Annotated in this window: 13 protein-coding genes; 6 read left to right on the top strand and 7 right to left on the bottom strand. The window is 67.1% G+C overall.

What is annotated here, in order from left to right:
• Position 1: 1 nt before the first annotated feature.
• Genes B9D87_RS15915 through B9D87_RS15895 form a run of 5 tightly spaced genes read right to left on the bottom strand, consistent with a single transcriptional unit; the run spans position 2 to position 4,257 of the window.
• The gene (locus B9D87_RS15915; protein ID WP_007772565.1) at positions 2-211 is read right to left on the bottom strand and encodes a ferredoxin Fdx; all 210 of its coding nucleotides are present in this window, start codon (positions 209-211) and stop codon (positions 2-4) included.
• Positions 212-223: 12 nt separating this feature from the next.
• Complete coding sequence (cyp51, locus tag B9D87_RS15910; RefSeq protein ID WP_007772566.1) at positions 224-1,579, bottom strand: lanosterol 14-alpha demethylase; 1,356 nt, start codon at positions 1,577-1,579, stop codon at positions 224-226.
• Positions 1,576-2,403, bottom strand: coding sequence for an SDR family oxidoreductase (locus B9D87_RS15905; RefSeq protein ID WP_007772568.1), 828 nt, complete (start codon positions 2,401-2,403; stop codon positions 1,576-1,578). The genes cyp51 and B9D87_RS15905 overlap by 4 nt, the downstream gene beginning before the upstream one ends.
• Positions 2,404-3,621, bottom strand: a complete 1,218-nt coding sequence (locus B9D87_RS15900) for a cytochrome P450 (RefSeq protein WP_007772570.1) — start codon at positions 3,619-3,621, stop codon at positions 2,404-2,406. It lies immediately after the preceding gene.
• Entirely contained in the window at positions 3,622-4,257 is a 636-nt protein-coding gene (locus tag B9D87_RS15895; protein WP_007772572.1) for a TetR/AcrR family transcriptional regulator, read from the bottom strand. It abuts the gene before it with no gap.
• A 211-nt stretch (positions 4,258-4,468) separates the two neighbouring features.
• Between B9D87_RS15895 and B9D87_RS15890 the strand changes: the two genes are divergently transcribed.
• Genes B9D87_RS15890 through B9D87_RS15875 form a run of 4 tightly spaced genes read left to right on the top strand, consistent with a single transcriptional unit; the run spans position 4,469 to position 7,999 of the window.
• A complete protein-coding gene (locus tag B9D87_RS15890; RefSeq protein WP_007772574.1) occupies positions 4,469-5,938 on the top strand; it encodes an aldehyde dehydrogenase in 1,470 nt (489 codons plus the stop codon).
• Between the two features lie 29 nt (positions 5,939-5,967).
• On the top strand, positions 5,968-6,717 hold the full coding sequence (locus B9D87_RS15885) for an SDR family oxidoreductase (protein ID WP_007772575.1): 750 nt from the start codon (positions 5,968-5,970) through the stop codon (positions 6,715-6,717).
• Positions 6,714-7,571 carry an NAD(P)-dependent oxidoreductase gene (locus B9D87_RS15880; protein ID WP_007772576.1) on the top strand — a complete coding sequence of 286 codons (858 nt, stop codon included), beginning with the start codon at positions 6,714-6,716 and terminating at the stop codon, positions 7,569-7,571. The genes B9D87_RS15885 and B9D87_RS15880 overlap by 4 nt, the downstream gene beginning before the upstream one ends.
• Complete coding sequence (locus B9D87_RS15875; protein ID WP_007772577.1) at positions 7,571-7,999, top strand: carboxymuconolactone decarboxylase family protein; 429 nt, start codon at positions 7,571-7,573, stop codon at positions 7,997-7,999. Before B9D87_RS15880 ends, B9D87_RS15875 begins: the two co-directional genes overlap by 1 nt.
• A gap of 10 nt (positions 8,000-8,009) precedes the next feature.
• Here the strand turns inward: B9D87_RS15875 and B9D87_RS15870 are convergent, their stop codons facing one another.
• Positions 8,010-9,104 carry an aldo/keto reductase gene (locus tag B9D87_RS15870; protein WP_040630656.1) on the bottom strand — a complete coding sequence of 365 codons (1,095 nt, stop codon included), beginning with the start codon at positions 9,102-9,104 and terminating at the stop codon, positions 8,010-8,012.
• A 74-nt stretch (positions 9,105-9,178) separates the two neighbouring features.
• Here B9D87_RS15870 and B9D87_RS15865 point away from each other — a divergent pair, with 74 nt between their 5' ends.
• Complete coding sequence (locus tag B9D87_RS15865; protein WP_007772579.1) at positions 9,179-9,586, top strand: MarR family winged helix-turn-helix transcriptional regulator; 408 nt, start codon at positions 9,179-9,181, stop codon at positions 9,584-9,586.
• Positions 9,587-9,636: 50 nt separating this feature from the next.
• The gene (gene purD / locus B9D87_RS15860; protein ID WP_007772580.1) at positions 9,637-10,905 is read left to right on the top strand and encodes a phosphoribosylamine--glycine ligase; all 1,269 of its coding nucleotides are present in this window, start codon (positions 9,637-9,639) and stop codon (positions 10,903-10,905) included.
• Between the two features lie 7 nt (positions 10,906-10,912).
• Here the strand turns inward: purD and B9D87_RS15855 are convergent, their stop codons facing one another.
• On the bottom strand, positions 10,913-12,496 hold the full coding sequence (locus tag B9D87_RS15855) for a gamma-glutamyltransferase family protein (protein WP_007772581.1): 1,584 nt from the start codon (positions 12,494-12,496) through the stop codon (positions 10,913-10,915).
• Positions 12,497-12,512: the final 16 nt, after the last annotated feature.

The following is a 12,512-nucleotide window of genomic DNA, read 5'->3' as shown; positions in this document are numbered from 1 at the left end:
CTTAATCTTCTTTCTCTTTGATGAAAAGTGCTTGCGTTGGGCACATATCGACCGCGCGCTCAATCTCGTCGCGGGCGTCTTCGGGCGGTTCGGGGTCGAGGATCTCGACCTTGCCGCGCTTGGGCACCCGGAAATAGTCGGGCGCCTCCAGTTCGCACATGGCGTGGCCCTGACACAAATCCAGATCCGCTTCGATTCTGAATCCGCCCATCGGACTTACTCCTTACGTGCTGCGCTTGCGGTAGCGGACCTTGGCCGGCCGGGCCAGCTGCACGACCATCTTGGAGTGGTCGTTGTGATAGCTGTCCGCGGGCTGCGCCATCTCGAATTCGTACTCGCGCAACAGGACCGAGAAGATCGCCTTGATCTGCATCTGGGCGAACGCGGCGCCGACGCAGCGGTGCCGGCCCGCGCCGAACGGAATCCACGTCCAGCGGTTGACGATGTCGGCCTGCTCGGGCTTGTTGTAGCGGTCCGGCTTGAACGCATCCGGGTCGGGAAAGTCCTCGGGAATCCGGTTCGAGATCGCCGGGGACGCCGCGACGAAATCGCCGGCGTGGATCGGAAAGCCCTCGACCTCGAACTCGCCCTGGGCCACCCGCATCAGGATGATCAGCGGCGGGTGCAGCCGCAGCGTCTCCTTGACCACGTTGTCCAGCTTCGGAATCGACCGCAACGCATGGAAACTCACTTCCTGGCCGTCGGCGTAGAGCTCCTCGAGCTCGGCCAGCACCTCGGCGTACACCTCGGGATGGCGGATCAGCTCGATCAACGTCCACGCCGAGGTCCCCGAACTGGTGTGGTGCCCGGCGAACATCAGCGAGATGAACATCCCGGTGACCTCGTCGGCGGAGAACCGCGGGTTCCCGTCCTCGTCCTTGATCGAGACGAGCACGTCGAGCATGTCGCGGTCGGACTTGTCCTTCGGCGGGTTGGACACCCGCTGGTTCATGATTTCCTGCACCAGCGCAACGAGTTTGACCCGGGCCTCGTCGCGCCGCCGGAAGCTCTCGATCGGCAGGTAGGGGTCGACGTAACACAACGGGTCGGTTCCGCGCTCCAGCTCGTGGTAGTACTCCGCGAACCGGTGGTCGAGCTGGTTGCGGAACTTCACGCCGATCAGGCAGGCCGTCGAGGTGTAGATGGTCAACTCGGAGAAGAAGTCGAGCAGCTCGATCTCGCCCTCGTCGCCCCAGTCGGCTATCATCCCCTGCACCTGAGCCTCGATGGTGGCGGCGTGGCCCTTCATCTGCTCGCCGCGCAGCGCCGAGTTGTGCAGCATCTCCTTGCGCCGCTCCGGGCTGGCGTCGAACACCACGCCCTTGCCGAAGATCGGCGCCATGAACGGGTACGCCGCGGCCTGGTCCAGGTCTTCGTCGGCGGACCGGAAGAAGAACTCGTTGGCGTTCGCGCCGGACAGCAGGATGACGTGCTTGTCGACCAGCTGGAACCAGCCGACGTCGCCGCACTCGTCGCGGACGCGCTTCATCAAACCGATTGGGTCGGTGCGGAATTCCTCGAGGTGTCCGTGCTCTTCTTCGCCGCCGGAAACCCGGGGCACCACAGTGCTGGTCGTCATTGTCCTGGCATCCCCTCTTCGCCGAGTGCGAGTTTCTGGCGGTCCTTTTTGTCGGCCAACGGGGCTTCGGGCTGAAGCTCCATGTTCGCGATGAAGCCGCCACGCGGTGTCTCGGCGACGAACGTGATGGCGCGCGCCAAATCCGCAGCGCGCAGGAAGTAGTCGTGGCGGGCCTGGCCCCACTTGGCCCAGTCTTCCAATGCGGGGCCGATCTTCTCGGCCGGCAGGCTCCAGCCCATCGACGTCTTCGTCGGGCCGGGATGCACGATCGAGGCGCGCACGCCGGTGCCCTCGAGTTCCATCTGGAAGTTGGTGACCATCGCGACGAGTGCGGCCTTGGCCGCGCCGTAGGCACCCATGTGCGGGCGCTGCCGCAGGGCCACATCGGAACCTACGAAGATCAGGTCGCCGCGTTGCCGCTCCAGCATGCCGGGCAGCACCGCGGCGGCCAGCCGGTTTGCGCCGACCAGATGGATCTGCAGCTGCGACTCGAACTCATCGGTGGTGATCTCGGCGAGCTTGCCGAAGTAGGTGTCGCCGGCGCCGGCCACCAGCACCTCGATGTCGCCGAGCGCCTCGGTCGACTGTGCGACAAAGGATTTCACCGAGTTCGGATCCGTGACGTCAAGGTGGAATCCGACCGCCTCGCCGCCGTTGGCGTTGATCTTGCCGACGATGTCGTCGAGCTTCTCGACGCGGCGGGCACCCAGCGCGACCGGGAAACCATGCGCCGCGAGCTCGATGGCGGTGGCCTCGCCGATGCCGGAGGATGCACCGGCGACGATCGCGGGCCGGCGTTCGGGCAGGGGTTCAAACCGGGGCATTCAGCGGACCTCCACGCTCATGGGTAGGTGAGCGAATCCGCGGACATTGCTCGAGTGGACGCGGACGGCGTTGGCCTCGTCGACCTCGTAGCCGCGGATTCGCTTGAACAACTCGGTGAGCGCGACCCGGGCCTCCATCCGCGCCAGATGCGCGCCGAGGCAGAAGTGTGCGCCGCTACCGAAACTCAATAGTTTGGGCCCGATTTCGCGCCCGATCAGGTAGTCGTCGGGGTGTTCGAAGACCCGCTCGTCGCGATGCCCGGACCCGGGCAACAGCAACAGGACATCGCCCTCGGGAATGGTGGTGTCGTAGAGCGTGAGCTCACCGGACACCGTGCGAGCCAGGATCTGGCTGGAGGTGTCGTAGCGCAGCGTCTCCTCGACCCAGAGCGGCACCCGCGCCAGGTCCTCGTAGACCGGCGTCAGTTGATCGGGGTTCTTGTGTCCCCAAAATGCGGCGTTGGCAAGCAGTTTGGTGGTGGTCTCGTTGCCGGCGATCACCATCAGGAACATGAAGCCGAGCACCTCGTCGTCGGTGAGCCGGTCGCCGTCGATCTCGGCCTCGAGCAACGCCGAGGTGAGATCGTCGGTCAGCTTCGCGCGCCGCTCGGCCACCATGCCCTGGTAGTAGACGATCAGGTTGAGGGAGGCCTCCACCGCCTCGGGCGGCACGTCGGTGACGCCCTCCTCGCGGTGCATCACGCCGTCGGCCCAGGCGCGCACCCGATCCCGGTCCGGCTCGGGGACCCCCATCAACTCGGAGATGACGTCCATGGGCAGCTTGCCGGCGAACTCGTCGACGTAGTCGACCGCACCGTCCTTGGCCTTGGCCAGCATGGTGTCGAGATGCCGCGTGGCGATCTCGGTGACCCGCGGCTCGAGTTCACGAATCCGGCGCGGCGTGAAGCCTTTTGAGACCAGCGTGCGCAGCCGCAGGTGGGCGGGATCGTCCATCGCCAGGAAGGACATCGTCTTGCTGGCGTGCGGGCCTCGCGACGCCGGATCCAGCGAGACGCCATACTTATTGGAAAGCGTTGTGCTGTTGCGGAATCCCTGCAGCACGTCCTGGTGCCGTGACAGCGCCCAGAACTTCAGCTCGTCGTTGCGATACAGCGGGGCCTCGTCGCGCAGCCGCTTGTAGTAGGGGTACGGGTCTTCGTGGAAGTCGTAGTCGTAGGGATCGAGGACCAGCTCGTGGTCGCCCACATGGACGGTCATTTAGGTTCTTGTCTCCTGGCTTGTGTTCCCGGGGCCGGGCAGGATCAGGCTCACTACATAGGCCAATTGGTCGGCGATCTGGTGATAGGTGAACTGGCCACTCGCGGCCTGCACCAATGCGCCGAAGAACATCATCTCGAGCGCGGCCACCGTCTTCGGGTCGGCGCCGGGCCCGATCGCCGTCGCGATGCGCCGGTGGATCTCCGCCCCGATGCGGTCCCGCACGGCACCCACCGCCGGATCGGCCCCACCGCCGAGCAGCGCCGTGGTGCACGCGGCGCCCACCTCGGGCTCGTCGGCGACCACCAGCGCCAGGTGGCGCAACACCTTGTCCACCCGGACCGGCATCGGGTCGTTGACGTCGGTGAAGAACGGCACCTGCCGCACCAAGTCCAGGTAGACCTCGGCGATCAGGTGGTTCTTCGACGAGAAGTAGGTGTACGCGGTGGCCGGGGCGACTTTGGCGCGGGCGGCGACCGCGCGCACGGTCAGGTCGGCGTAGGACTTCTCCCGCAGGGTCTCGATGCCGGCCACCAGCACCTTGCGGAACGTCTCCTCCTGGCGACGGTTGCGCGCCGGCTGACCGGTCTGGCGGTCGCCGTCGGATGTGATCGTCACCAGTGCGTCGCTGGACACATGTCCAAGCTAGTGGATCGAAACGGCGTGAGGCAAGCCCGCGACGCAAATACACAGCTATATGGCTGTTTTTCGCGGAGCCTGGCGCGACGGTCGAGATCGGCTCTTGCACCTTCGGCGGCCCGACGACTATGGTTCGATCGGACATTATCGGACAACTGTCCACCAGATTGGTGTGCGGGGTTGATCCGCGCACAGACGGGAGCGGGACATGGCCTTGTTGGCCGACGGCGTGAGCGAACTCTTCATCGACGGCAAGCTGTCGGCCGGCAGCGCCGGCAACTTCCCCACGGTGAACCCGGCGACCGAGGAGGTGCTGGGTGTCGCCGCCAACGCCGACGCCACCGACATGGACCGCGCCATCGCCGCCGCGCGGCGCGCCTTCGACGAGACGGACTGGTCCCGCAACACCGAATTGCGGGTGCGTTGCATACGACAGTTGCGCGACGCGATGCGCGATCACATCGAAGAGCTGCGCGACATCACCATCGCCGAGGTCGGCGCCCCCCGGATGCTCACGTCGGCCGCCCAGTTGGAGGGACCGGTCGGCGACCTGAGCTTCGCGGCCGACACCGCCGAGTCCTACGAGTGGAATGTCGACCTCGGCCGGGCATCGCCGATGGGCATCCCGACGCGGCGCACGATCGCGCGGGAGGCGGTCGGTGTCGTCGGCGCCATCACCCCGTGGAACTTCCCGCATCAGATCAACCTCGCCAAACTGGGACCCGCGCTGGCCGCCGGCAACACCGTGGTGCTCAAGCCCGCACCGGACACCCCCTGGTGTGCCGCCGTGCTCGGCGAAATCATCGCCGAACACACCGACTTCCCGCCCGGCGTCGTCAACATCATCACGTCTAACGACCACCGGGTGGGGGCGCTGCTCTCGAAAGACCCTCGGGTGGACATGGTTTCGTTCACCGGATCGACCGCAACCGGCCGCACGGTGATGGGTGATGCCGCCGCGACCATCAAACGGGTGTTCCTGGAGCTGGGCGGCAAGTCGGCGTTCGTGGTTCTCGACGACGCCGACCTGGGCGGGGCGTGCTCGATGTCGGCGTTCACCGCGGCCATGCACGCCGGCCAGGGCTGCGCCATCACCACCCGGCTGGTGGTGCCGCGGGCCCGCTACGACGAGGCCGTCGCCATCGCCGCGGGCACCATGGGATCGATCAAGCCCGGAGACCCCGATGACTCCGGAACCGTGTGCGGGCCAGTCATTTCCGCGCGGCAACGGGACCGGGTGCAGAGCTACCTCGATCTGGCGATCGCCGAGGGCGGGACGTTCGCCTGCGGCGGCGGCCGCCCGGCGGACCGCGACCGCGGATTCTTCATCGAACCCACGGTCATCGCGGGCCTGACCAACGAAGCGCGGCCCGCCCGGGAGGAGATCTTCGGGCCGGTGCTGACCGTGATCGCCTACGACGGCGAGGACGACGCGCTGCGCATCGCCAACGATTCGCCATATGGCTTGTCCGGCACCGTGTTCAGTGCCGACCCCGAACGCGCGGCCGGCTTCGCCGCCCGGATGCGGGTGGGCACCGTCAATGTCAACGGCGGTGTCTGGTACTCCGCCGACGCGCCGTTCGGTGGATACAAGCAATCCGGCAACGGACGCGAAATGGGCGTGGCCGGCTTCGAGGAGTACCTGGAAATCAAAACCATCGCCACAGCCGTGCAGTGACCGCGCCAGCGGGCGACCGAGAGGAAAACATGCGATTCGAGAACAAGGTTGGCATCGTCACCGGGTCCGGTGGCGGCATCGGGCAGGCGTACGCCGAGGCGCTGGCCCGTGAGGGTGCGGCGGTGGTGGTCGCCGACATCAATGCCGAGGCCGCCGACGCGGTCGCCAAGCAGATCGTGGCCGACGGCGGGACGGCCATCAGCATCCCGGTCGACGTGTCCGACCCCGCGTCGGCCAAGGAGATGGCCGACCGCACGCTGGCCGAATTCGGCGGCATCGACTACCTGGTCAACAACGCCGCCATCTTCGGCGGCATGAAGCTGGACTTCTTGCTGACGATCGACCCGGAGTACTACAAGAAATTCATGAGCGTGAACCTGGACGGTGCGCTGTGGTGCACCCGCGCGGTGTACAAGAAGATGAGCAAGCGCGGTGGTGGGGCGATCGTGAACCAGTCGTCCACGGCCGCCTGGCTTTACGCCAACTACTACGGCCTGGCCAAGGTCGGCATCAACGGCCTGACCCAACAACTCTCGCGCGAGCTGGGCGGCCGCAACATCCGCATCAACGCGATCGCGCCCGGGCCCATCGACACCGAGGCCAACCGGACCACCACGCCCAAGGAGATGGTGGACGACATCGTCAAGGGGCTTCCGTTGTCGCGGATGGGTACTCCCGAGGACCTGGTCGGCATGTGCCTGTTCCTGCTCTCGGATGAGGCGCAGTGGATCACCGGGCAGATCTTCAACGTTGACGGCGGGCAGATAATCCGATCATGAGTGACGATGTGAAACTCGGCTACATCGGGCTGGGCAACATGGGCGCGCCGATGGCCACGAAGATGACCGAATGGCCGGGCGGGGTAACGGTTTACGACATCCGGACCGAGGCGATGACCCCCCTGGCCGAAAAGGGCGCCAGCCTGGCCGACAGCGTCGCCGATGTCGCGGCCGCCGACATCATCCACATCACCGTGCTCAACGACACCCAGGTGCGTGAGGTGGTCGGCGAGCTGGCGGCCACCGCGAAGCCCGGCACCGTCATCGCGATCCACTCGACCATCAGCGACACCACCGCGGTCGAACTCGCGGCCGAACACAAGCCGCAGGGCATCCACGTCATCGACGCGCCGGTGAGCGGCGGGGCGGCCGCCGCCGCCAAGGGCGAGCTCGCCACGATGGTGGGCGCCGACCGGGAGGTCTACGAGAAGATCAAGCCGGCGTTCAAACACTGGGCGGCGATGGTGGTGCACGCGGGTGAGCCGGGCGCTGGAACCCGAATGAAGCTGGCCCGCAACATGTTGACGTTCACCTCGTACGCCGCGGCGTGTGAGGCCATGAAGCTGGCCGAGGCGGCCGGCCTCGACCTGCAGGCCCTGGGCCGGGTGGTCCGCCACACCGACGCGCTCACCAGCGGCCCGGGTGCGATCATGGTGCGCGACGACATGAAAGACATTGAGCCGGACAACTTCCTGTACGAGCCTTTCCTGCACACCCGGGGGCTCGGCGAGAAGGACCTGAGCCTGGCACTTTCCCTCGGGGAGGCGGTGTCGGTGGACCTGCCACTCGCCCAGTTGGCCTACCAGAGGTTGGCCGCGAGCCTTGGGGTACCACACAAGGAGGAAGAGGCGTAATGGACGAGCTGCGCAGCAAGGGCCTCGCGAAGATGAACGAGGTCTACGGCTGGGAGATGCCCAACATCGAGGGCGACGCATACTTCGACCTGACCGTGGACCACCTGTTCGGCAGCATCTGGACGCGACCGGGACTGTCGATGCGCGACAAGCGCATCATGACGCTGACGGCGGTGACCGCGGTCGGGAACCGCGACCTGGCCGAAATCCAGATCAACGCCGCACTTCTCAACGGCGAGCTCACCGAGACCGAGCTGAAGGAGATGGCCGTCTTCCTCACCCACTACCTGGGCTTCCCGCTGGGTTCGGCGCTCAACGGCGCGGTCGACGCCGTCGTTGCCAAGCGCAAGAAGGCCGCGGCGAAGGGTTCCGGGGAGGACAAGAAGGCCAACGTGGACGCCGCGCTGAAGATGCACTCGGGGGAGTGACCCGCCAGACTCAGTACGGCTGAACGCCTTCGGGCATCACGTACTCGGAGATCGGCCCGGCGATTCCGTTGACCGTCGTCCCGCCGTTGATGATGCCCGGCGCCATCTCCAGCATGTTGTGCGGGAATCCGAAGCGCGGCTTGGTCAGCGCGTCGAGCCGGGCCAGTTCGTCGGCGCTCAGGTGCAGGTCGACGGCCCGCACGTTGTCCTCGAGCTGGGAGAGCCGGCGCGCCCCGATGATGACGGACGAGACAGCGCGCTGCGCGCGCACCCAGGCCAGCGAAACGCTGGCGACGTTGGTCTCGTGCGCTTTCGCGATGGCCTCGAGTTCGTCGATGACGGCGTAGGTCTTCTCGTTGAGAAAGGCGTCGACCATCGCGCCGCGGTCGGCGTTGTGCCGGCCGCTGCTGGCGCGGGTGTACTTGCCGCTGAGGACGCCGCCCTTCAACGGCGACCACGGCGTGATGCCGAGGCCGAATTCGGAGGCCATCGGGACGAGGTCCTGTTCGATGGCGCGCTCCAGGAGCGAGTACTCGACCTGCAACCCGACGAACGCCGACCAGCCGCGGAACTGGGCGATGAGGTTGGCCTGGGCGATCTTCCACGCCGGGGTGTCCGAAACCCCGATGTAGCGCACCTTGCCGGCCCGGACCAGGTCCTCGAGCGCCGCCATGGTCTCCTCGATGGGGGTGTTGGAGTCCCAGATGTGCAGCCAGTACAGGTCGATGTAGTCGGTTTGCAAGCGCCGCAACGAGTTTTCGCAGGCATTGATCAGTGACTTACGGCCCGAGCCGCCGCCGTTGGGATCACCCGGATACAGGTTGCCGCTGAACTTGGTCGCGATCGCCAGTCGATCGCGGCGGGCGGGGTGGCGCCCGACGTGGTCGCCGATGATCTTCTCGGAGTGGCTGCGGGTGTAGAAGTTGGCGGTGTCGATGAAGTTACCGCCGAGCTCGAGGTATCGATCGATGATCTGTTGAGATTCATCCACGCTGGTGCCCCAACCGAGGTCCTCGCCGAAGGTCATCGCGCCCAGGCACAGCGGGCTGACGCGCAGGCCGGACCGCCCGAGTGTCACGTATTGATCCAGCGGCATGAGGCCCACTCCCTGGTAGATTGTTCGGCTATGAGGTTGTTCATAACAAAACTAGTTCATAGCTGAACGATCTGGCAAGTCGAATGTCTGCAGTCGATGCGGCCAGGATCTGGTCACTGAACTACCGGGTGCTGCTCTCGGTGATCTCGTGCGCCGAGGCCGACATCTGCGCGCTGGGCCTCGAGTCCAAGGAGCTGTTTCTGCTCGCCGAGATCGACGAGCATCCCTATCCGGCCGAACTGGCCGCGACGCTGAGCATGCCCAAGGCGACGGTGACGCTGTACCTGAAGCGGCTCGAGGCCGCGGGGTTCGTGCGCCGCGAGATCGACCCGTGCGATCTGCGTCGGCACCGGCTGCTGCTCACCCCGGCCGGGCGCCAGGCCGTCCGGAAAGGCCTGACCCTGCTCTCCGGCGAGTTCGACAAGCGCCTCGGCCGCCTCACCGCCGCGCAGCGCAACGACCTCAGGGCGCTGCTGGAGAAAATCCTTTGAATCCGGGGACGGTGGGCGGGGGCCGTTTGACCGGGCTAGTCTGACGTGTCGTGCGCGTCCTGGTGATTGGTTCCGGTGCCCGTGAGCATGCGTTGCTGCTGGCGCTTCGCAAAGACCCCGAGGTCACGGGGCTGGCGATCGCTCCCGGCAACGCGGGCACCGCGCGGCTGGCCGACCAGCGCGACGTCGATGTCACCTCGGCGGACCACGTCGTCGCCCTGGCGCGCGAGGTCCGCGCCGACCTGGTGGTCATCGGTCCCGAGGTGCCGTTGGTCCTCGGGGTGGCCGACGCGGTGCGGGCCGCGGGCATCGCCTGCTTCGGCCCCAGCAAGGACGCCGCCCGCATCGAGGGCTCCAAAGCGTTCGCCAAAGAAATCATGGCCGCGGCCGGGGTGCGCACCGCGACCAGTGAAATCGTCGACACCCCCGCGCATTTAGACGCCGCCCTGGACCGGTTCGGCCCGCCGGCGGGGGATGCGGCCTGGGTGGTGAAGGACGACCGCCTGGCCGCCGGCAAGGGCGTGGTGGTGACCGCGGATCGCGGTGTGGCCCGCGCGCACGCCGCCGGGCTGCTCGAGGCGGGACACCCGGTGCTGTTGGAGTCTTACCTGGACGGCCCGGAGGTATCGCTGTTCTGCGTCGTCGACGGCGCAACCGTGGTGCCGCTGCTGCCGGCGCAGGACTTCAAGCGCGTCGGCGACGGCGACAGCGGGCCCAACACCGGCGGCATGGGGGCCTACGCGCCGGTCCCGTGGCTTCCCGACGAGGTCTATCGCGACATCGTCAGCAACGTCGTCGAACCCGTTGCGGCCGAATTGGTTGCGCGGAACAGCTCGTTCAGCGGACTGCTGTATGCCGGACTCGCGATCACCGCTAACGGACCCGCGGTGGTCGAATTCAATTGCCGCTTCGGCGATCCCGAGACGCAGGCGGTGCTGGCGCTGCTGGAATCGCCGCTGGGTCAGCTGTTGTACGCGGCGGCCAGCGGCACCTTGGCGGACTTCGGCGAGCTGCGCTGGCACGACGGCGCGGCCGTGACGGTGGTGGTGGCGGCGGAGAGCTATCCCGGACGCCCCCGCGTGGGGGACGTCATCGTGGGCTCGGAGGCCGACGGGGTGCTGCACGCCGGAACGGCGCGGCGCGACGACGGCGAGATCGTCTCGTCGGGCGGCCGGGTGCTTTCGGTGGTGGGCACGGGCGCCGACCTGACGGCCGCCCGGGCGCAAGCCTATGCGGTCGTGCGTTCGATTCGCCTGCCGGGCAGCCATTTCCGCAGCGACATCGCCCAGTTGGCGGCCGACGGGAAGATCAGCGTCTAGAAGGCCCTCAAAATCCCAGGGCCTGACCGTCACGGCGCGGATCGCTGGCCGCGAAGTAGCCGCCGTCGAGGCGCCAGATCGCCTGGCAGCTGCCGAATTGGTTGTAGTCGTCGACGGCGACCAGATCGTGTCCGCGCCGGCGCAATTCGTCCAGCGTCGAATCCGGGAAACCTTTTTCGCAGCTGACCTGCATACCGTCGACCCACCGGAACCGCGGGCCGTCGCATGCCGCCTGCGGATTCTGCCCGTGGTCGGCGATGCGCACCATCACCTGCACGTGGCCCTGGGGCTGCATCATTCCGCCCATCACGCCGAAGCTCATGACCGGTGCCCCGTCTCTCGTCACGAATCCCGGGATGATGGTGTGGTAGGGGCGCTTGTTCGGGGCCACGGTATTCGGATGACCAGGGGTGGCAACGAAATTCGCGCCCCGGTTCTGCAGCGAGATCCCGGTGCCCGGGACCACCACGCCCGAGCCGAACCCCATGTAGTTCGACTGGATCATCGACACCATCATCCCCGCGGCGTCGGCCGCGGTCAGGTAGACGGTTCCGCCCGCCGGGGCCCCGGCGGATGCGGGCTTGGCCCTTTCGCGGTCGATCAGTCCCGCGCGCCCCTTCAGGTATTCCTTGTCCAGCAGGGTTTCCGGACCCAGCGGCATGTGGTCGATGTCGCCGACGTAGGCCTGGGCATCGGCGAATGCCAGCTTCACGGCTTCGATCTGCAGGTGCACGCTGTCGGCGGAATCGGCTGGCAGCGAGGCCATGTCGAAATGCTCCAGAATGCCCAGGGCGATCAGCGCGACGATGCCCTGCCCGTTGGGTGGGATTTCGTGCACCGTGTATCCGCGGTAGCCGCCGTCGACGGTGCCGACCCAGTCGGCGCGGTGCGTCGCCAGGTCGCTGGCCCGCAAGGCGCCGTCGTTGGCCAGCGCGTGCGCCTCGAGCCTGGCCGCCAGTTCCCCGCGGTAGAACGCCTCGCCGTTGGTCGCGGCGATCGTCTCGAGCGTCGCGGCATGATCCGGCAGGCTGAACCGCTCACCCGGTTTCGGCGCCCGCCCGCCGGGCAGAAACGCCGTGGCGAAACCCGGCTGGCTTTCGAACAGCGGCACCTGCGCCGCCCACTGCTCCGCGACCGTCGGCGAAACCGGAAAACCGTTGCGGCCATATGATATTGCCGGCTCGAAGAGCCGCTCGAACGGCAACTTGCCGAACTTGCCGTGCAGTTCGGTCCACGCCGACACCGCCCCGGGCACGGTCACCGAATTCCAACCGAGGATCGGAACGCCCTTGCCGCCGAAGTATTCCGGTGTCCACCCCGCGGGCGAGCGGCCGGAGGCGTTCAGGCCGTGCAGTCGCTTGCCATCCCACACGATCGCGAAGGCGTCCGAACCGATGCCGTTGGACACCGGCTCCACGATCGTCAGGGTGATGGCGGTGGCGATGGCCGCGTCCACCGCGCTGCCGCCCTGCGCGAGCATCCGCAGGCCCGCCTGGGCGGCGAGCGGTTGCGATGTGCACACGACGTTTTCGGCCAGGATGGGCTTGCGCGGCCAGGCGTAGGGGAGGGTCCAGTCGAAAGGTGCGGTCACCTCCGCGAGCGTAACT

The sequence above is a fragment of the Mycobacterium colombiense CECT 3035 genome, assembly GCF_002105755.1.
Lineage (GTDB): Bacteria > Actinomycetota > Actinomycetes > Mycobacteriales > Mycobacteriaceae > Mycobacterium > Mycobacterium colombiense.
This window is presented reverse-complemented; position numbering and strand designations above follow the sequence as displayed.